21 protein-coding genes are annotated in these 16,976 nt (G+C 71.2%); 11 read left to right on the top strand and 10 right to left on the bottom strand.

The genetic code is table 11. The features are described 5' to 3' along the window. Nucleotides 1–56: 56 nt before the first annotated feature. The 3 genes from AB0F91_RS20350 to AB0F91_RS20340 form a co-directional block, all read right to left on the bottom strand. Nucleotides 57–965, bottom strand: a complete 909-nt coding sequence (locus AB0F91_RS20350) for a ribonuclease Z (protein WP_360599271.1) — start codon at nt 963–965, stop codon at nt 57–59. Nucleotides 966–1,107: 142 nt separating this feature from the next. Next, entirely contained in the window at nt 1,108–1,503 is a 396-nt protein-coding gene (locus tag AB0F91_RS20345; protein ID WP_360599268.1) for a type II toxin-antitoxin system VapC family toxin, read from the bottom strand. Nucleotides 1,504–1,741: 238 nt separating this feature from the next. Next, nucleotides 1,742–2,590: a LysR family transcriptional regulator gene (locus tag AB0F91_RS20340; protein WP_360599734.1), complete on the bottom strand. Its 849-nt coding sequence runs from the start codon at nt 2,588–2,590 to the stop codon at nt 1,742–1,744. A 128-nt stretch (nt 2,591–2,718) separates the two neighbouring features. On the opposite strand from AB0F91_RS20340, the gene AB0F91_RS20335 reads away from it, so the two are divergent. Then, complete coding sequence (locus AB0F91_RS20335) at nt 2,719–3,423, top strand: SDR family oxidoreductase (RefSeq protein WP_360599266.1); 705 nt, start codon at nt 2,719–2,721, stop codon at nt 3,421–3,423. A gap of 63 nt (nt 3,424–3,486) precedes the next feature. Beyond that, nucleotides 3,487–4,323, top strand: a complete 837-nt coding sequence (locus tag AB0F91_RS20330) for an alpha/beta hydrolase (protein ID WP_360599264.1) — start codon at nt 3,487–3,489, stop codon at nt 4,321–4,323. Here the strand turns inward: AB0F91_RS20330 and AB0F91_RS20325 are convergent. From AB0F91_RS20325 to AB0F91_RS20315, 3 genes are all read right to left on the bottom strand, one after another. Beyond that, nucleotides 4,310–4,798, bottom strand: coding sequence for a hypothetical protein (locus AB0F91_RS20325; protein ID WP_360599262.1), 489 nt, complete (start codon nt 4,796–4,798; stop codon nt 4,310–4,312). The two genes, AB0F91_RS20330 and AB0F91_RS20325, sit on opposite strands and share 14 nt — an antisense overlap. Nucleotides 4,799–4,822: 24 nt before the next feature. Beyond that, nucleotides 4,823–5,587, bottom strand: a complete 765-nt coding sequence (locus tag AB0F91_RS20320) for a GNAT family N-acetyltransferase (protein ID WP_360599260.1) — start codon at nt 5,585–5,587, stop codon at nt 4,823–4,825. Between the two features lie 86 nt (nt 5,588–5,673). Continuing rightward, complete coding sequence (locus tag AB0F91_RS20315) at nt 5,674–6,153, bottom strand: SRPBCC family protein (RefSeq protein WP_360599258.1); 480 nt, start codon at nt 6,151–6,153, stop codon at nt 5,674–5,676. Between the two features lie 116 nt (nt 6,154–6,269). Here AB0F91_RS20315 and AB0F91_RS20310 point away from each other — a divergent pair, with 116 nt between their 5' ends. Beyond that, on the top strand, nt 6,270–6,998 hold the full coding sequence (locus tag AB0F91_RS20310) for a VOC family protein (RefSeq protein ID WP_360599256.1): 729 nt from the start codon (nt 6,270–6,272) through the stop codon (nt 6,996–6,998). On the opposite strand, the gene AB0F91_RS20305 is transcribed toward AB0F91_RS20310, so the two are convergent. Then, the gene (locus AB0F91_RS20305) at nt 6,976–7,920 is read right to left on the bottom strand and encodes a LysR family transcriptional regulator (protein WP_360599254.1); all 945 of its coding nucleotides are present in this window, start codon (nt 7,918–7,920) and stop codon (nt 6,976–6,978) included. The two genes, AB0F91_RS20310 and AB0F91_RS20305, sit on opposite strands and share 23 nt — an antisense overlap. Before the next feature lie 63 nt (nt 7,921–7,983). Next, nucleotides 7,984–9,702: a DUF6461 domain-containing protein gene (locus AB0F91_RS20300; RefSeq protein ID WP_360599252.1), complete on the bottom strand. Its 1,719-nt coding sequence runs from the start codon at nt 9,700–9,702 to the stop codon at nt 7,984–7,986. 124 nt (nt 9,703–9,826) lie between these two features. Between AB0F91_RS20300 and AB0F91_RS20295 the strand changes: the two genes are divergently transcribed. Continuing rightward, complete coding sequence (locus AB0F91_RS20295) at nt 9,827–10,297, top strand: GNAT family N-acetyltransferase (RefSeq protein ID WP_360599250.1); 471 nt, start codon at nt 9,827–9,829, stop codon at nt 10,295–10,297. A gap of 4 nt (nt 10,298–10,301) precedes the next feature. On the opposite strand, the gene AB0F91_RS20290 is transcribed toward AB0F91_RS20295, so the two are convergent. Together AB0F91_RS20290 and AB0F91_RS20285 are read right to left on the bottom strand one after the other, a co-directional pair. Beyond that, a complete protein-coding gene (locus tag AB0F91_RS20290; RefSeq protein ID WP_360599248.1) occupies nt 10,302–10,703 on the bottom strand; it encodes a hypothetical protein in 402 nt (133 codons plus the stop codon). 290 nt (nt 10,704–10,993) lie between these two features. After that, nucleotides 10,994–11,635, bottom strand: coding sequence for a zinc-binding dehydrogenase (locus tag AB0F91_RS20285; RefSeq protein WP_360599245.1), 642 nt, complete (start codon nt 11,633–11,635; stop codon nt 10,994–10,996). Between the two features lie 29 nt (nt 11,636–11,664). On the opposite strand from AB0F91_RS20285, the gene AB0F91_RS20280 reads away from it, so the two are divergent. From AB0F91_RS20280 to AB0F91_RS20250, 7 genes are all read left to right on the top strand, one after another. Beyond that, a complete protein-coding gene (locus AB0F91_RS20280; protein WP_360599243.1) occupies nt 11,665–11,856 on the top strand; it encodes a hypothetical protein in 192 nt (63 codons plus the stop codon). A 121-nt stretch (nt 11,857–11,977) separates the two neighbouring features. Beyond that, nucleotides 11,978–12,664: an FCD domain-containing protein gene (locus AB0F91_RS20275; protein ID WP_360599241.1), complete on the top strand. Its 687-nt coding sequence runs from the start codon at nt 11,978–11,980 to the stop codon at nt 12,662–12,664. Between the two features lie 14 nt (nt 12,665–12,678). Further along, the gene (locus AB0F91_RS20270) at nt 12,679–13,506 is read left to right on the top strand and encodes a creatininase family protein (protein WP_220243516.1); all 828 of its coding nucleotides are present in this window, start codon (nt 12,679–12,681) and stop codon (nt 13,504–13,506) included. Continuing rightward, a complete protein-coding gene (locus AB0F91_RS20265) occupies nt 13,503–14,360 on the top strand; it encodes a transporter substrate-binding domain-containing protein (protein ID WP_360599239.1) in 858 nt (285 codons plus the stop codon). The genes AB0F91_RS20270 and AB0F91_RS20265 overlap by 4 nt, the downstream gene beginning before the upstream one ends. A gap of 12 nt (nt 14,361–14,372) precedes the next feature. After that, nucleotides 14,373–15,128 carry an amino acid ABC transporter permease gene (locus tag AB0F91_RS20260; protein WP_360599237.1) on the top strand — a complete coding sequence of 252 codons (756 nt, stop codon included), beginning with the start codon at nt 14,373–14,375 and terminating at the stop codon, nt 15,126–15,128. Continuing rightward, nucleotides 15,125–15,898, top strand: a complete 774-nt coding sequence (locus AB0F91_RS20255; RefSeq protein WP_360599235.1) for an amino acid ABC transporter ATP-binding protein — start codon at nt 15,125–15,127, stop codon at nt 15,896–15,898. Before AB0F91_RS20260 ends, AB0F91_RS20255 begins: the two co-directional genes overlap by 4 nt. Beyond that, complete coding sequence (locus AB0F91_RS20250; RefSeq protein ID WP_360599232.1) at nt 15,899–16,864, top strand: PHB depolymerase family esterase; 966 nt, start codon at nt 15,899–15,901, stop codon at nt 16,862–16,864. Nucleotides 16,865–16,976 lie beyond the last annotated feature (112 nt).

Here is a 16,976-nt window from a genome sequence, read left to right as displayed (position 1 = left end):
GCCCCGCCCACCCCGGGCACCGACACGCCGACCGCCAGGTCACGGCCGGCGAGCCGTCAGCGCCGGCGGGGCAGCGGGATCACGTCGAAGTCGCGCGCCACGTGGATCTCCCCGTCGAAGACCTCCGCCGCCTCCGCCCCGAACGCGTCGGCCTCCGCATAGGGGTAGCGCTGCGAGAAGTGGGTCAGCACGAGCTTGCGCACGCCCGCCTCGGCGGCGAGGCGGCCGGCGTCGGTGCTGGTGAGGTGGCCGTAACGGGCGGCGAGATCGGCGTCGGCGGCGCGGAAGGTCGACTCGGCGACCAGCAGGTCGGCGTCGCGTGCGCAGTCCAGGGCTCCCGCGCACGGGCGGGTGTCCATGACGAACGCCACGACCTGGCCGCGCTTCGGCTCGCTGACGTCGGCGAGGTGAACGGTGCGGCCGTCGATCTCCAGCGAACCCGCCCGCCGCAGCCGGCTGATGTCCGGACCTCGGACCCCGGCCGCGGCCAGGCGGCCGGGGAGCATCCGGATGCCGTCGGGTTCGGTGTAGCGGTAGCCGAAGCAGTCGATGCGGTGGTCGAGGACGTGGGCGGACATCGGGCCGTCGGTCCAGCCGTCGGCGAATACCGGCCGCGGGACGACCTCCGCGCGCTCGTGGTAGGCGGTGGAGTAGCGCAGGCGCTCGAAAAACGCCTGGCCGGTAGCCGGGTAGTGGCAACGCACGGGCCGTGGCACGGCGTCGAGCGACAGCCGCTGCAGCACGGCCGAGAGGCCGAGGCTGTGGTCGCCGTGGAAGTGGGTGATGCAGATGCGCGTGAGCTCCGCGGCGGCCACGCCGGCGTGGGTCATCTGCCGCTGCGTGCCCTCCCCCGGGTCGAACAGCACGCCGTCGGTGTCGAAACGCAGGAGGTACCCGTTGTGGTTGCGGTGCCGCGTCGGCGTCTGGCTCGCCGACCCGAGCACCACGAGCTCACGTCGTGACATGCCGCCATCTTCGACGATCACCGGCCACCGGGAAAAGCGGACGGCCACCCGGCCTGATTCCGGGCTCCCGGCAGAACTCGAGAATTACCGTGCCGGGACAGCGAACCGCCCCCGACTGGCACCCGGCCTTGTGGAATCGGCTTCAGCTCAACGCGGTGAAGCGGGCAAGGGGAACCGAACCCGCGAGTTCCTTGGCCAGCTTCGCATCGAGCGTCACCAGCGCGTCGCCGTGCAGCCGCGTCAACGCGACATACTCGGCGACGAATGTGTCGGCCCAGCCGAGCTCGTCCGCGACCTGCCACGCCGTGGCCTGGAGCACGCGGTCGCCGAGCAGCCGGATCCGAAGCCCGCGTACGTAGTCGAGGTGGCGTTCGGCGTCCTTCTTGGTCAGTTCCCCCTTGCGCACGCGCGCGTACAGCAGCGACAGCGCGTGCGAGCGGATCAGCGTCGGCGCGAGCAACTGGTGCTCCGCGCCGATCACGGCCCGCTCCTCGGCCAACCGGATCGCCACGTCCGGCCCGATCACGTACTTCGCCACCGCGTCAGAAGTAGCGGCGCGGCAAACCGGCGTGGCGCTGCTGTAGGACCGGCGACCTGGACGCGGCGCTGACCTCCGGATGCCGATACCCGTCAGGGCCGAGGGGAACCCGGCGCCCATCTGGCACATCGAAACAGGCGCACCCGGCCACTTCTCGACGCCCCAGGCCAGCCCGCCGCAGCGTGGGCAGACGATCCCTGAGCGCTCCCGACCAGACCATCCACAACGGACACCAGGATCAACTCCCGGAGTCCTCGAGCTGCTCCAGGAACGCCCGTGCGGCCGGCGACGCGCTCGCGCTCACGGCCACCGCGACGGTCCGCGCCGTGCGCGGCACCAACGGGCGCAGCACCGTGCCGTCGAGCCGCGGCACGCCGACGGAAGGCAGGATGCTCACGCCCAGCCGCGCCCGCACCATCTCCAGCACGGCCGACATCTCGCGGGCCTCGAACGTCGGCTCCAGGTGTACCCCGGCTTGCTCGGCGGCGGCCGCGAACACCTGCGCGCAGCCGCCGGTGGGGCGGACGAACGGCTCCTCGGCGAGATCCGCGTAGGACACGGCCTCGCGCTCCGCCAGCCGATGGCCGGTGGGCAGCACGGCGCACATCTCGTGGCTGTCGAGCAGCACCGTCCGCAGGCCGGGCGCGGGCAGCGTGACCACGGCGGCGTCGGCGACCCCCAGGTCGAGCCAGTCGCGCACCTCCTGGTCGCTGCCCTCGATCAGGCGCACCGCGACGAGTGGGTGGCGTTCGGTGAACGCCCGCAGCACGGCGGGCAGCCGTGTCCCCGTGGCGGTGGGCAGGCTGGCGATCCGCAGTGTCCCGGTGATCTGCCCGGCCACCTCGGCGACCTCCGCGCGCAGCAGATCGACCTGCCGCACGGCCTCGCGCGCTCGCCGGACGGCGCGTTCACCGGCTTCGGTGAGGGTGACGCCCGTGCGCTGGCGGGTGAGCAGCGGGGCACCGAGCTCGGCTTCGAGCGCGGCGACCGAGCGGCTCACCGCGGGCTGAGCCATGCCGAGGCGCTCGCCCGCGGCCGTGAAGCCACCATGGTCGGCCACGGCCAGGAGCACCTTGAGCTGCTGCATCGTCGTCACGAGGACCTCCCGCCATGTTCGCCACGGCATACCGCCATAACGCGAAGGACATTTCCCACGGCTCACCCAGAACATTACCGTCATGGTGCAACCGAGGAAGACAAGAGGAGTCATTTGTCATGCGAGTGCTGATCACCGGGGCGTCGAAGGGCATCGGCCGGACGGTCGTCGACCGGCTGGCCGCCGAGGGCCACCACCCGATCGGCCTGGCACGCACCGCACCGGCCGAGTTCCCCGGCAGCTTCCACGCCGTCGACCTCGGCGACCGCGAGGCCACCGCCGCGACGCTCGAGAAGGTACTCGCGGAAGGTCCCGTCGACGCCGTGGTGAACAACGTCGGCTTCGCCAAGCTGGCGCCGCTCGGGTCGATCGACCTCGACGACGTCGCCCACGCCCACGACCTCAACTTCCGCACCGCGGTGCAGGTGACCCAGGCCGTGCTGCCCGGGATGCTCGCCGCCGGGCGGGGCCGGATCGTCAACGTCACCAGCATGGTCACGCTCGGCACGCCGCTTCGCACCACGTACGCGGGCTCGAAGGCGGCGCTCGAGACCGCCACCGCCATCTGGGCCGTCGAGCTCGGGCAGAGCGGTGTCACCGTGAACGCCGTCGCGCCCGGCCCGACGGAAACCGAGCTGTTCCGCCGCGGCACGCCTGTCGGGTCCGAAGGCGAAGCCCGGTTCCTGGAGAAGCTGCCGGTGGGCCGGCTCGGGCGTCCGGCGGAGATCGCCCACGCCATCTGCTTCCTGCTCTCCGAGGACGCGGGGTTCATCACCGGCCAGATCCTGCGCGTCGACGGCGGAGGAAGCATCGCCGCGGCCTGAACTCCTCGGCGGGCAAAGCGAAACCGCCACGGCGGCCTGACCGATTCGGGCAGAATCGCCGATATGGCGCCCACCTTCGTTCTCGTCCACGGTTCCAACGCGACCAGCCGCTGCTTCTCCGTGCTGCAGCGCGAGCTCGCGCTGCGCGGCCACCGCTCGCTCGCGGTCGACCTGCCCGGCCATGGCGCGGCCGGGTTCTCGGCGGCCTACCAGGCGCAGGACCTGGCGACGTTCGCCACCGAACCGTCGCCGCTCGCGGGGGTCACCCACGCCGACGCGGTGGCGGCGGTGACGGACGTCGTGCGGCGGGCGCACGAGCACGGTCCGGTGATCCTCGTCGGGCACAGCCGCGGCGGGCTCACCGTCACGAGCGTCGCCAACGCCGTGCCGGAGCTGCTGCACCGGACCGTCTACGTGTCGGCCTGGTGCTGCGTGGCCGACACGCCCGCCGGCTACCTGCGGAACCCGGCGTACGCGTCTGCCGCGCTCGCCGAAGCGGCGAAGGTCATGGTCGGTGATCCCACGCAGCTCGGCGTGATCCGCATGAACTGGCGATCCGCCGACCCCGCCCACCTCGCCGCCCTCAAACAGGCGATGCTCGCCGACGGGACCGACGCCGAGCTGCTGTCGTTCCTGGCCGGCCTGGACCCGGACGAGTCCCTCGACGCCGGCAACGACCGCGCCGACGCGGCCACGTGGGGCCGGGTGCCCCACACCTACGTGCGGCTCACCCGCGACGAAAGCCTGCCGCTCGCACTGCAGGACCGGTTCATCGAGGAGGCAGACGCGCTCACGCCGGCCAACCCGTTCGAGGTCCATTCGCTGGACGCCGGCCACGTCGGCCCCTTGGTGCGCGCCGCGGAGCTCGCCGACGTGCTCAGGAGCCTCACACTCCGGTAGAAGAACCCGGCCGCACGATCATCAGCACCGTGACCACGGCCCACAGCAGGTTGAACACCCCTGTCGTCATGCTCAGCCGCCCGGCGAGGCGGGTGTCCGGCGCGGTTGCCACGGAAGACTCGGCAGGCACCGCAGACTCGGCAGGAACCGCACCGTCGCCCGCGGGTCCCGCCAGCGCGGCCCGCTGGCCCGGCAGCACGAACACCAGCAGCACCACCGCGGCCACCGCTGTCAGCGCGATCGAGACGAGCACCCACGTCTGGCCCGTCACCTTCATCGTCCCGGCAACGGCGAAACCGAACACCGGCACGGCGATCGACACCCACGCGTAGACACGGCAGATGCGGTGCAACAACGCCAGCGTCGAGCGATCACCCCGCTTCAGCGCGGCGGGGAACATACTGGCGGCAACGGCCACGGGCCCGACGGCGAGGATCGCCGCCAGCACGTGGATCGACAGGAAGACTTTGCTCACGGCATTGACGCTAGCCCTCGCGTTTCACCGCCCGGAACCGGCTGGATCGCCGTGTTCCACCGGATTCTCGCCAGTAACCGGAAACCAGCGCTTGTCCGCTTCGGGCACCTGCACCGCGAGGAAGACCAACGTCCGGTTCAGCCGGAAGCCCAGGTGCTCGTACAGCCGGATCGCGCCGACGTTCGACCCGGCCGCGTGCAGGAACGGCAGCTCACCTCGCTCACGAATGCCCGCCGCGACCGCGCGGATCAGCCGCGCCGCCAAACCCTGGCCGCGGAACGCCGGGTCGGTGCAGACCGCGCTGATCTCCGTCCAGCCCGGCGGGTGGAAGCGTTCGCCGGCCATCGCGATGAGGGCGCCGTCGCGGCGGATGCCGAGGTAAGCACCCAGTGAAATGGTGCGCGGCAGGAACGGGCCGGGCTGTGTGCGGGCGACGAGGTCGAGCATCTCGGGCACGTCGGCTTCGGTGAGGCGGACGGCTTCCGCGTCTGGCGCCGCCGCCAGGCCGGTGCCCTCGAGCTGCACGCCCGGCGTTTCGCCGAGCACAGTCCAGCCCGCGGGCGCGGAACCCGTGGCACCGGCGATCACGGCCGTCGCGCCAGGCCCGGCGAGATCGGCGATGTCGTGCCAGACGTCCTCGTCCGGCTGATCCGGCACGGCGACGAACGGCGCGACGTCCGCGGGGTAGCGCAGGACCTGGCCCTTCTGCTCGGCCAAGTGCGCGTGCGGTCCGGTCAGCGCTGCCCACACCGGGTTGTCGAGCGGCGACGAGCTCATCCTGCCTGCCATTTCGTAGACGGAGCGACACTCCAGAATGCGGCGGTGGCCAGCCGTTCTGCCACCCGATCCCACATGCTGGGGTCCGGCCCGCCGAACTACGCTCGCAACGCTTCGAAGGACTCCTTCAGCGCCGGGTAGTAGTCGTCGAACGACGGGCGAGGAGTGTCGTCGCGGGCGGCGACCAGCAGGTCGAGGTAGTACTCCCAGCCGGGCCCGATCTCACCGATGCCGTCGGTGTTCGCCAGATGGTGCACCAGGCGCACCTCGGTCCCGTCCTCCACTTCGGACACCAGCAGCTCCAGCGGCCACCCGCCGGCGTCCGCCATCCCCAGCAAAGCCAGCCGCCGCGGCGCCTCACAGGCCTCGATGCGCATGTCGGTCCACGGCTTGCCCTCTTCGAACGCCAGCTGCACCCGGATCGTCTTCCCGGGCGCGCCTTCGCCTTCCCACGGCCCGAACCACAGCGCCGTGCGGTGCGGTTGCGTCACGTCGGCCCACACGTCTTCGGGCGACGTCGCGAACGTGCGGCGCAGCACGAGGTCGACCCCGCCGTCGGTGCGCACCAGCTCTGCCATGAGGGGGACCCCTTTCGCGTCGAGGACGTCAGGGTAGCCGCGACCCCGGCACATCAGGCCGGAGACTGGCCGGAGGGGGTTCTACCGTCCGAAATCACCACGTCGAAAGGATTCCGATGAGCCCCGTCGAGACCAACCAGCCGCTCGGCACACCGGTCTGGATCGACCTGGCCGTGCCCGACCTCGACCGCGCGCGGGTCTTCTACGGCGCCGTCTTCAGCTGGGAATTCGACGGCGGCGACTGCCTCCTGCGCGGCGTCCCCGTCGCCGGCCTGCACCACACGGTCGACCCCACGCCCGGCTGGCAGGTCTACCTCGCGACCGACGACTGCGCCGGCACCGCCGAAGCCGTCGCCGAGGCCGGCGGCACACTGTTGCGTGAACCGCACGATGTCGGCGACCGCGGCCGCGCCGCGCTCGCCGTCGACCCGTCCAGCGCGCGCTTCGGTCTGTGGGAGGGCCACGCGTTCCCCGGCTCCTGTGTGGTCAACGAGCCCGACACCCTGGTGCGCAACGACCTCGTCACCCCGGGCGCGGCCGAAGCGCGCGAGTTCTACTGCACCGTCTTCGGCTTCACGCTCGACGGCAACGACGACCTGCCCGACGCCGACTTCACCTTCCTGCGCCGCCCCGACGGCCACGAGGTCGGCGGCATCTTCGCCCTTCGAGACGCCCCGACCTCGGCCTGGGCCACCACCTTCGAAGTCGCCGACGCCGACACTTCGGCCACGAAGGTCCGCGACGCCGGCGGCGAAGTCGCTTCAGTCGCGGGGACGCCGTACGGCCGGATGGCGACCGTCACGGACCCGTTCGGCACCGGCTTCACGCTGATCGCGCGCCCCTGACCAGGTCACGGCGCACGTGCTCCGGCACCCAGCTCGCGGCGGCCGGGCTCGCCCACCCGCGCCGCACGAACGCGACCAGCTCGGCCAGCCCGCGGTGACCGGTCCCCGGACGCCACACCAGTGACCACGGGTAGCAGGGCACCGGCTCGACCACCGGGATGCGCTGCAGATCGTGCCGCTCGGGCCACGCGATGCGGATCTTCTCACCGACGAACGTGAACAGCGTGCGCGACTCCGCCAGGGTGTCAAGCAGAGCTTCGAGCCCGAAGTTCGGCCCGGTCGGGTCGACGTCCACGCCGAACTCGGCCGACAGCTCGGCGTAAAAGCCCTCCCACTCGCTGCCACGCCGGATCCCCGGCACCCACGCGCGGTGCTCGGCGACCTCGGCCAGGCGCGCCTCCCGCCGTCCGGCCAGCGGATGCCCCGGCCCGACCACGATCTGCAACGGCTCGAGGTACGCGTACAGGTGTTTCAGTCCCTCCGGCGGCTCGCGCAGGTACGTGAACCCGGCGTCGACCGCGCCCGCGCGCAGCTCCCGCAGTGTCTCGGCCGCGCCGCTGGAAGTGAGCATCTCCATCGGCACGTCGCGGTGCGCGCGGTGGAACTCCCGGAACAGCTCGGCCGCCGCCAGCCGCCGCCCGAGCACGTCCACGCGCAACGGCCGTGTCTCCCGCTGCACCGACTCCACCGCGTCGGCCACCGCACTCAGCACGGCCTTCGCGCGCGGCAGGAACGTCCGCCCGTCCACCGTCAGCGTCGCCCCGGCCGCCACCCGCTCGAACAACACGACACCCAGCTCGCCCTCCAGCCCCGCCACCCGCTTCGACACGGCCTGCTGGCTGATCCCCAGCCGCCCGGCCGCCAGCCGGAACTGCCCCTCCTCCGCGACCGCGACGAAGGCGCGGAGTGCCTCGAAGTTCATGCGTCCAGTGTCACCTCACCCCGGCGGCGGCACCGGCACACTCCTCCGGATCGGCCGAGGCCGTCACTCTTCCGCCAGCAGGTAGCCCACGCCGGCCTCCTCGATCTCGTCGAGATCCTCCACCGTCAGTCCCCGTCCGGTGAACCGCTCGGCGGCCACGAGCCCCTTCGGCCGCCGGTCGCGGAGGTCGTCGAAGTCCAAGCCCGCGATGGCGGCAGCCACTTCCGGATCTGCGCCGAGCGGTAGCCCGAGTTCCGCCGAAGCGAGGAGTTCGCCGTCGCGAGCGAAGGAGAGCCGCGTGACGGCGTTGACGTTCCAGAACATGCTCGCGGCGCGCCCTCCTCGCGACAGTTCGGCCAGCACCTCGCCCTGCGCACCGCGAAACCCGTTCTCCTCGACGGCCAGCACAGCTCCGTCCACTTCGGACACCAGTACCGACGGGCGGTAGCCGAAGTCGAAGTCGCGCAGGTCGTCGAGCGGCTCCGGCTCTTCCACGTCCGCACCGAAAGCCTGCAGCACCTGCTCGAACGACAATCCGACGACCACAGTCACGGTGGCCGCCTCCGACAGCATGCTCTGCCCGATCCACCGGTACGCCGCCTCGGGCAGATCGACCCCCGGTGGCTCCGGCTCGCCGCGCAGCCGGTGGCCCAGCCGGTCGGCTCGTGCATGCACCACCGCCGGTGCCGCCGGCGCTTCCCACACGACCAGCTCGTACTCCTCGGAGTCGACGTCGTCGCGACCGTAGGCGTGCACGCGCACCCTCAGGTCACCCGGCCACGGCGGCGTCGCGATCCGGCGGTGCTGCAGCCGCGCTCCCACCAGGGTCGCGTCGCCCCGGCGGGCGGGCCAGCTGACCTCGACGACCTCGTCCCAGCCCTTCGTCTCCACGTCCGCCGGAGGTTCGGCGAGCACCCGCAGCCGGGCGTTCAGCACGCCGTCTTCCCGCCCCGCCCGGATGCGCACTCCGCCTTCGCCGACTTCGACCAGCCCGTTGTCCGCGAATCCGCCTGGCGCGGACACCGGTCCCTCGGCCAGGGTGAACACGTGGTCCCGCACCTCCACCTGCATGTGGCCGTACGCCGGCAGGAGGTACTCGACGCGTTTCTTGGCGAGCACCGCTTCCCCGTACACCACGGGCATGCTCCGGCTCGGCAGGAGCGCGGCCGCCGTGCCCAGCCCGACCCCGAGCTGCGCCGCGACCCTGTCGTACCCGGCGTCGCCCAACACTGCGGCGGCCGTGACCACCGCGACCGCGAGGTACGCCGCCCCGTGCGCCGCGGCGACAGCCTCTTCATCGCCCACGACATCGGCGCCCAGCATCGCGGCGACGGCCTTGTCCTCGACCAGCCGCGACACGAGGCCGGCGATCACCTCCACGGCGCCTGGCCGGAGAGCGGCGAAGCGCCGGGCTTCGCGAAGAGCTTCAACCTCGGTGGACAGGGACGCGAAGCCCAGCCTGCCGGAGGCGACACTGCCCAGACTCGCCCCGGCCCCGGCCACCGGCGGCAACGCTTGCGCGGTGAGCTCCAACGCCCCGTGTACGCGCTCCACCAGCCAGCTCGGCAGCTCCCGCAGGGCCCGGATCGCGTCGGGCTCCGTGATGCCGGACCGTGCGCGGTGTTCCTGCCCTCCGCGCCACCGGCCGAGCGCGGCCGCCGTCGGCACCGGAACCGCGGCCGCCACCTGCGGAGCCGACCGGACAATGGCTTGGACCAAAGCCGGTGTGATCGCGTCCCCGTGAGCTGCCACGGCCGTGCGGTCGGAATTGTTGTCCCCCATGGCACCCATCCTGCCCGATCACCGTTCGCCGAGGGGGGCCTTTCCCGAACCCGGCCCACCCGAACCGGCCCGCCCCGCTCGAACTCGATTGCGCCGCCGCCCTCCCGACCGCTAAACAGGCATCGTGGACCTCCGCCTGCTCGACGCGACTGCCGACGACGCTGCCGAACTGCTCGTGCTGCAGCGGTGCTGCTGGGTGCAGGAAGCCCTGCTCAACAACACCCTGGAGATCCCCGCGCTGCACGAGACCCTCGACGAGGTCCGCGAGGGAATCCGCACGTGGCGGGTGTGGGTTTTGCGGCAGGGCCCTCGCCTGGTGGGTTCCGTGCGCGGGCGGCTCGACGAGGGCGCCTGGGAGGTGGGCCGCCTGATGGTCGCGCCCGACCTCGCCGGGCGCGGCCTGGGCCGGCGGCTGCTGGAGCACGTGGAGAGCCAGGCGCCCGCGTCGGCCGACCGCTTCGAGCTCTTCACGGGCGCCGCGAGCAAGCGCAACATCGCGATGTACGAACGGGCGGGGTACCGGTTGACCGACCAGTCCGGCCCGGTCGACGGCCACATCCGGCACGCGGTCTTCCTCATCAAGCGCCGGGCGTGATCGCTCACCCCGTGTGCAGGTGCGCCGCCAGCCGGATCCGCAACCCGCGCACGTCGGCCAGCGCCACCGAGAACGTCTCCGCCGGCCGGTGTCCCGCGGTGTTGTTCCACCGTCCACACGGTCCGGTGACGTACGTGAAGCCGTTCCGCGTCAAGGGAACCGACCAGATCTGCTCACTTCCGAGCCCCGCGCCGGAACGCCGCGCGTGCCAGAACTGCGACGTCGCCATCACGTCCCCCAGCGCGCCCACGAACGCGGGCACGTCCTCGTCGCGCAGCCCGAGCCCGCGCCCGGCCCACACCCGCGGCAGGTCCGGCTCGCCCTCGCCGGGCCGCAACGTACGCCCGAACACCACCTCGGCGTCCCCGACGTCAACGCTCCAGCCCGGCGCCGTGATGCGCACCATGGTTCCACTCGCTTCCTGAGTTCCGGCGCCGAGTGAACCACGCCCCCACCGAACCCGACTGAGCGATCACCGCTTCAGGAAGCGGGTTCTGCCTTGTTCCCTCACCCGAGGGGCCCCGCTCGCGCCCGTCTCGCCGGGTTCGCCGCAACACCTGCGCACCCGCGGCCGCGCGCGCCTTCGCCCGCCCACCGCCGGACCTCGCCACCCGGGTCGACCAAGCCGCGCCCCGCCCGAACACAGCCCCGCCCGAACACAGCCCCGCCCTCCCAGGGGGCGTACCCATGCCCAGCCTATCGCCCCCCACCGACAAAACCCCTGGGCGCAGCCGAGTTGTCCACAGGTGCGCCCGAACCAGGCGCCACTGTGGACAAGTCGGCAAGACCCGTCACCGACGCCAGCCAGAACAACCCCGGCCACGAATCGGAGAATCCTCCGGTCGCGTTTCGACACCGAGCCAACCGGAGGACCTCCGAACCACAGACCGGACCCTCCACACGGGACCCCACCAGGACAGCGTCAAGCGCCGCAAGCCCTCGCCACCAAGCGGGCAAGTCGCCTTTCGGAACACCCCTCGCAAACCAAGGCACCAGCACCACCTTCCCCGGCGCATGACCCTCCGCCAGCAACCGCTGCGCCACGGCCGCCTGCGCCAGCGGGAAGGTTCGCGCCGCACGCACCGAAAGCGTGCCCGCCTCGGCCAGTTCGACCAAGGTCAGCAGGTCCCGCTGGTCGAGTCGGACGAACACCGGAACCGTGCCGGGAAGAGAAACCTCCGCGATCGACGCCACCCGCACATCCGCCGCGGCCAAGTCCGAAGTAGACGAAAGCGCGCCCCGCCCGACCGTGTCGAGCACCGCGTCGACACCGGAAGGAACCAGCGCACGAACCCGCGGCGCCAGTCCCGAGCCATACGAACCCGGCGACGCACCCAACGACCGCAGCGCGTCGCACTCGGCGCGCCGTGGTGGTCGTCGGCGAGAGCGCCGCGAGCCGGGTCGGTGACGCCGTGGTGGCCGTCCCGGTCGTCGGCCAGACAGGCAGCACCCTCGTGCTGGGCCGTGCCGAGGGCACCCCGACGCCGGACCTGACGGCCTTCGAACGCACCGCCAAGCACGTTGCCGCTCGCCGGCTTGCCACCGACGGCACGGCGTAGCCCGCACTCCCGAAGATCCCCCAAAACCTCTGGACCTGCGCTTATACACGTTCACCGCGAAATCCTTGACTTCAAATTGAGCAAGTGATTTAGTCAATTCACTCGCAGAACGGAGTCACCGATGACCGAAGCGCACCCGAAACCCGGGCTGTCCGAGCAGCTCGTGGAAGGGCTGCTGGAGCTGATCGCCGACAAGCGACTGGCGCCGGGCGACAGCCTGCCGACCGTGCGCGTGCTGGCCGAGCGGTTCTCGGTGACCACGCCGACGATCCGCGAAGCGCTGCGCCGGCTGCAGACCACCGACGCGGTGCGCATGCGCCACGGCTCGGGCATCTACGTGGGCGACGGGATCCACCGCACGCTCATGCCGAACCCGAACTCCGCGCCGATGAAGGACGAGCTGATCCTCCAGCTCGTCGACGCCCGGCTCACGATCGAGCCCGGCATCGCGGCGCTGACCGCGGCCAACCGCAGCGAGGAAAGCCTGCAGCGCTTGGAACTCGCGCTCGACACGGCCAAGCGCGACAGCACCGACCACCGGCCGCACCTGAACTTCCACCGCGAGCTCGCCGGCGGTTCGGGCAACCAGGTGCTCTTCGAGGTCGTCGACTCGCTGCTCGCCGCGCGTGGCCGGGAGCAGAAAGCCCTGCGCGCCCTCATCGAAGACCGCCGGCGCGACTACGAGGAGCACCTCGCCATCTTCGACGCCGTGCGCTCCGGCGACGCGGCCGGCGCGGAGGAACACACCCGCCACCACCTCGAACAACTCCGCACCGAAGTGGCCCGCCAGCTCGGGCGGGCCGAATGACCGGGAAAGACACCATGCCGATCGCACCACGTTCACACCGCCTCGCCGACCTCACCTGGCCCGAGATCGACGACCTGCGCCCGCACGCCCCCGTGGCGATCGTGCCGCTCGGAGCCACCGAGCAGCACGGCCACGGGCTCGCGCAGCGCACCGACACCACCCGGGCCGAGGTCGTCGCAGACCTTGTGGCACAACACCTGTCGCCGAAGGTCGTGGTGACTCCGGTGATCCCCGTCGGGGTCTCCGAGCACCACATGGCCTTCCCCGGCACGCTCACGCTGTCGCCGATCACACTGCAGCAGGTGATCGTGGAACTCGTCACCAGCCTGCACCGCCACGGCTGGCGCAAGGTCTACGTGCTCACCGGCCACGGCGGCAACAACGCCACGGTCGAGGTAGCCGTCACGCGGCTGCGCACCGACCTGCCCGACCTGCACATCGCGTGGAGCGGGATCACGCCCGTGGTCTCGGACCTCGTGTCGAAGCTGTCCGAAAGCCGGATCGGCGGCCACTCCAGCGAAATCGAGACTTCGCAGGCGATGTTCGCCGACCCGGACCTCGTGCTCCCCGAGCGGCTCACGCCCGGCAGCTCGACCTTCGACGACCTCGACCAGGCGGGCAAGCTCAGCCGCTCGCGGCCGGGGATCCACTTTCCACAGTCCTATCACGACCTGAGCAAGACCGGCACGCTCGGCGACGCCACCAAGTCGTCCGTCGAGATCGGTGCTCGGCTGGTGGAAGCCACCGTCGAGCGCATCAGCGGCTTCCTGCAGGAGTTCCTCGACCTGCCGGAACGCCAGTCAGCCCCCACCCTCACCCGCATTCCCCAGGAGACGCCATGACCGCCCCGACCCGACGCCGTCTCGGAGTGGCCACCCTCGTGCTCGCGGCCGGCCTCACGCTGACCGCCTGCGGTGGCAGCGACGACCAGGCCGCCAACCCGCTCGGCACCGCCACCCCCGGCAAGGTCCACTTCGCCTTCCGTTCCGACGACAAGCCGACGTCGTTCATCGACGGCGGCAAGCCCGCCGGCTTCCTCATCGAGCTCACGCAGGCGATGGCGCAGAAGATGAACCTGGCCGCCGACTACACGGCGACCGACTTCGCGAGCATGCTGCCCAACATCCGCAACCACAAGTACGACTCCGCCGCGTTCGGCACGCTCGTCACGCCGCCGCGCCAGGAGGTCACCGACTTCACCACCCCGGTGAACTACGGACAGGCGCAGCTGATCTCCCGCAAGAGCGCACCACTGGCCACTGTGGATGCCTCGGGCGGCAAGACCATCGCGATCACCCGCGGCAGCGAGCTGATCCCGCTCGTGAAGAAGCGCGTGCCGACCGTGACGGTCAAGGAGTTCCCGAACATCGCGGCCAGCTCCAACGCGCTGACCGCGGGCCAGGTCGACGGGCTGTTCACCGGCGTCGCGACCACGAACGACCTCCTGGAGAAGCACCCCGATTACCAGGCCTCGCCGGCGATCACCAGCGGCATGACGGCGTTCCCTGTGGCCAAGGACAAGCCCGAGCTGAAGAAGGCGCTCGACGACGCGCTCAAGGCCGTGATCGCCGACGGCACGTACACGAAGCTGTTCGACAAGTGGAACCCCAAGGGCATCGCGATCCCGTCGGACATGCTCAAGGCCTACCCCGGCATGCAGCAGCGCCCCGGCGTCACCGCTGCCGACGGGTCCTGAAAGGACAGTTCCATGGACGGCCTGAAACAAATCTGGGACACGTTCTTCGACCTCGACCTCATCGGCAGCACGCTCCCCACGCTGCTGAAGGAGGGGTTGCTGAACACCCTGTTCCTCACCGTGCTCGCGAGCGCGATCGGCCTCGTGGTCGGCATCTTCCTCGCCAGCGGCCTGATGTCGCGCTTCCGCGTGCTGCGCCTGCCCTGCCGTTGGTACGTCGACATCCTGCGCGGTCTGCCGCACATCCTGAGCATCTACCTCATCGGCCAGGGCCTGCCGCTGGCCGGGCTCACGATGTTCGGCAACTGGACCTACGGCTACGCGGCGCTCGCGATCGGGCTCATGGAAGGCGCTTACATTGCGGAGATCTTCCGCTCGGGCTTCCAGAGTGTCGACAAGGGCATCGTCGAAGCGTCGCGCAGCCTCGGGATGTCGCACACGAAGACCATGCGGCTCATCGTGATCCCGATCGGTTTCCGCCGCGTGCTGCCGGCGCTCACCGGCCAGTTCATCCTGGTCATCAAGAGCACGGCGCTGGTCTACCTGCTCGGCCTCGCCGCCGGGCAGCGGGAGATGTTCGCGATCGCCCAGGACACGTCCACCAACAACGCGTCGCTCTCGCCGCTGGTCGCCGCGGGGCTGTTCTACCTCGCGATCACCGTGCCGCTCACCTACGTGGTGAACAAGTGGGACAAGCGGATGCGCGAAGGCCGGCCCGCCGCGGCCACCGCGCCGGCGGCCGTGCGCACCGAGGAGGCACTGGTATGACGCAGGCGAGCACCGCGGCGGCCGAGACCGCCCGCACCACCGGGACGACCGTCCGGTACGAGCACATCGACAAGACCTTCGGCAACACCCCGGTGCTGCACGACATCGTGCTCGAAGCGCCCGGCGGCACCACCACGTGCATCATCGGCCCGTCGGGTTCCGGCAAGTCGACGCTGCTGCGCTGCACCAACCTGCTGGAGATCCCCACGGCCGGGCGCATCTTCATCGGGGATCAGGCGATCACCGACAAGGGCGCGGACGTCGACCGCATCCGCACCCGCGTCGGCATGGTGTTCCAGAACTTCCACCTGTTCCCGCACCACACGGTGCTCGACAACGTGACGCTCGCCCAGCAGCAGGTGCTCGGCGTGTCTCGCGACGAAGCTGTGGAGACCGCGCGGGCGAACCTCGCCGCGGTCGGGCTCGCGGCGTACGAGAACCGCCGGCCCTCGCAGCTCTCGGGCGGCCAGCAGCAGCGCGTGGCCATCGCGCGGTCGCTGGCGATGAACCCCGAGGTGATGCTGTTCGACGAAGCGACGTCCGCACTCGACCCCGAGCTCGTGAAAGGCGTGCTCGCCGTCATGCGCGACCTGGCTTCCCGCGGTATGACGATGATCGTGGTGACGCACGAGATGCGGTTCGCCCGTGAGGTCGCCGAGCAGGTCGTGTTCCTCGACCAAGGACGGCTCGTGGAAGCCGCCCACCCCACCGAGTTCTTCGAGTCCCCCCGCAGTGACCGGCTCCGGTCCTTCCTCGACGAGGTGCTCTGAATGAGATTCGCCAAGCTCGCCGCTGTCGCCGCGCTTGCGCTGACCGCCACGGCGGTCGTGCCGCAGACCGCGTCCGCGACTCCCTCCGTGCGCAACCACCCCAGGGTTTCGACGGGCTGCACCGCGCACTCGACCTCCCTGCCGCTCGGGCAGACGATCACGCAGAACATCACCTCCGGCGGGCTTTCCCGCGACTACCTGATCCACCTGCCCGCGAACTACCAGCCGGGTCACCCGAAGCCCGTGGTCATGGCGTTCCACGGCCGCAAGGGCGACGGCAGCGACATCGAAGAGTTCTCCGGCATCGACGGCCTCGACACCATCGCCGTCTACCCGGTGGGCGCCAAGGGTCTCGACGATCAGCGCGCCTGGCAGAGCGCCCCGTATGCCGCGGAAGGCGTCGACGACGTCCGCTTCGTCGGCGACCTGCTCGACCACCTCCAGGCGACGCTGTGCGTGGACCCGCTGCGCATCTTCGCCACCGGAAAGTCCAACGGCGCCGGCTTCGTGTCTCTGCTGGCTTGCCAGCTGCCGATGCGCATCGCCGCCTTCGCCACGATCGCCGGTGCCTTCTACCCGGGCACCACGGTGGGTTGTTCGTCCAGCGTCCCCGCCCCGATCGTCGACTTCCACGGCACCGCCGACCCGACCATCGAGTACAACGGCGGCACCAGCCACAGCGAGCCCATCCCGTACCTCATGGACTGGGCCCAGAACTGGGCGAATCACAACCACTGCGCCGCGACGCCGGTCAGCACCCCGATCGGCTCCGACGTGATCCAGTTCTCCTGGCAGAACTGCGCCGTCAACGCCTCGGTCACCCACTACCGCATCCTCGGCGCCGGCCACACCTGGCCCGGCGAGCTCGTGGACAGCGGCCCGGGCTCGGCGACGCAGACGGTGAAGGCTCAGCAGGTGATCTGGAGCTTCTTCAACGCCCACACGCTGGGCTCCGGTTTGTTCTGAGTTTTCTGCCTCGCTCCGCCGAGGCGCGGGTGTGGGCCGCCCCGCGGGCGGGTGGCCGCCCGGGTGGGGGGGGGGGGGCGCGGGGGGGGCCCGCCGCCCCGCGGCGCACCCA

It is taken from the genome of Amycolatopsis sp. NPDC023774 (genome assembly GCF_040639695.1).
In the GTDB taxonomy this organism is placed as follows: domain Bacteria; phylum Actinomycetota; class Actinomycetes; order Mycobacteriales; family Pseudonocardiaceae; genus Amycolatopsis.
This window is presented reverse-complemented; position numbering and strand designations above follow the sequence as displayed.

Coding starts and splice junctions, on each gene's coding strand:
- AB0F91_RS20320 (WP_360599260.1), bottom strand. CDS start 5,587: ATGGCAGGCAGGATGAGCTCGTCGCCGCTCGACAACCCGGTGTGGGCA.
- AB0F91_RS20340 (WP_360599734.1), bottom strand. CDS start 2,590: ATGCAGCAGCTCAAGGTGCTCCTGGCCGTGGCCGACCATGGTGGCTTC.
- AB0F91_RS20290 (WP_360599248.1), bottom strand. CDS start 10,703: ATGGTGCGCATCACGGCGCCGGGCTGGAGCGTTGACGTCGGGGACGCC.
- AB0F91_RS20300 (WP_360599252.1), bottom strand. CDS start 9,702: ATGGGGGACAACAATTCCGACCGCACGGCCGTGGCAGCTCACGGGGAC.
- AB0F91_RS20270 (WP_220243516.1), top strand. CDS start 12,679: ATGCCGATCGCACCACGTTCACACCGCCTCGCCGACCTCACCTGGCCC.
- AB0F91_RS20310 (WP_360599256.1), top strand. CDS start 6,270: ATGAGCCCCGTCGAGACCAACCAGCCGCTCGGCACACCGGTCTGGATC.
- AB0F91_RS20255 (WP_360599235.1), top strand. CDS start 15,125: ATGACGCAGGCGAGCACCGCGGCGGCCGAGACCGCCCGCACCACCGGG.
- AB0F91_RS20330 (WP_360599264.1), top strand. CDS start 3,487: ATGGCGCCCACCTTCGTTCTCGTCCACGGTTCCAACGCGACCAGCCGC.
- AB0F91_RS20265 (WP_360599239.1), top strand. CDS start 13,503: ATGACCGCCCCGACCCGACGCCGTCTCGGAGTGGCCACCCTCGTGCTC.
- AB0F91_RS20335 (WP_360599266.1), top strand. CDS start 2,719: ATGCGAGTGCTGATCACCGGGGCGTCGAAGGGCATCGGCCGGACGGTC.
- AB0F91_RS20305 (WP_360599254.1), bottom strand. CDS start 7,920: ATGAACTTCGAGGCACTCCGCGCCTTCGTCGCGGTCGCGGAGGAGGGG.
- AB0F91_RS20315 (WP_360599258.1), bottom strand. CDS start 6,153: ATGGCAGAGCTGGTGCGCACCGACGGCGGGGTCGACCTCGTGCTGCGC.
- AB0F91_RS20275 (WP_360599241.1), top strand. CDS start 11,978: ATGACCGAAGCGCACCCGAAACCCGGGCTGTCCGAGCAGCTCGTGGAA.
- AB0F91_RS20250 (WP_360599232.1), top strand. CDS start 15,899: ATGAGATTCGCCAAGCTCGCCGCTGTCGCCGCGCTTGCGCTGACCGCC.
- AB0F91_RS20260 (WP_360599237.1), top strand. CDS start 14,373: ATGGACGGCCTGAAACAAATCTGGGACACGTTCTTCGACCTCGACCTC.
- AB0F91_RS20350 (WP_360599271.1), bottom strand. CDS start 965: ATGTCACGACGTGAGCTCGTGGTGCTCGGGTCGGCGAGCCAGACGCCG.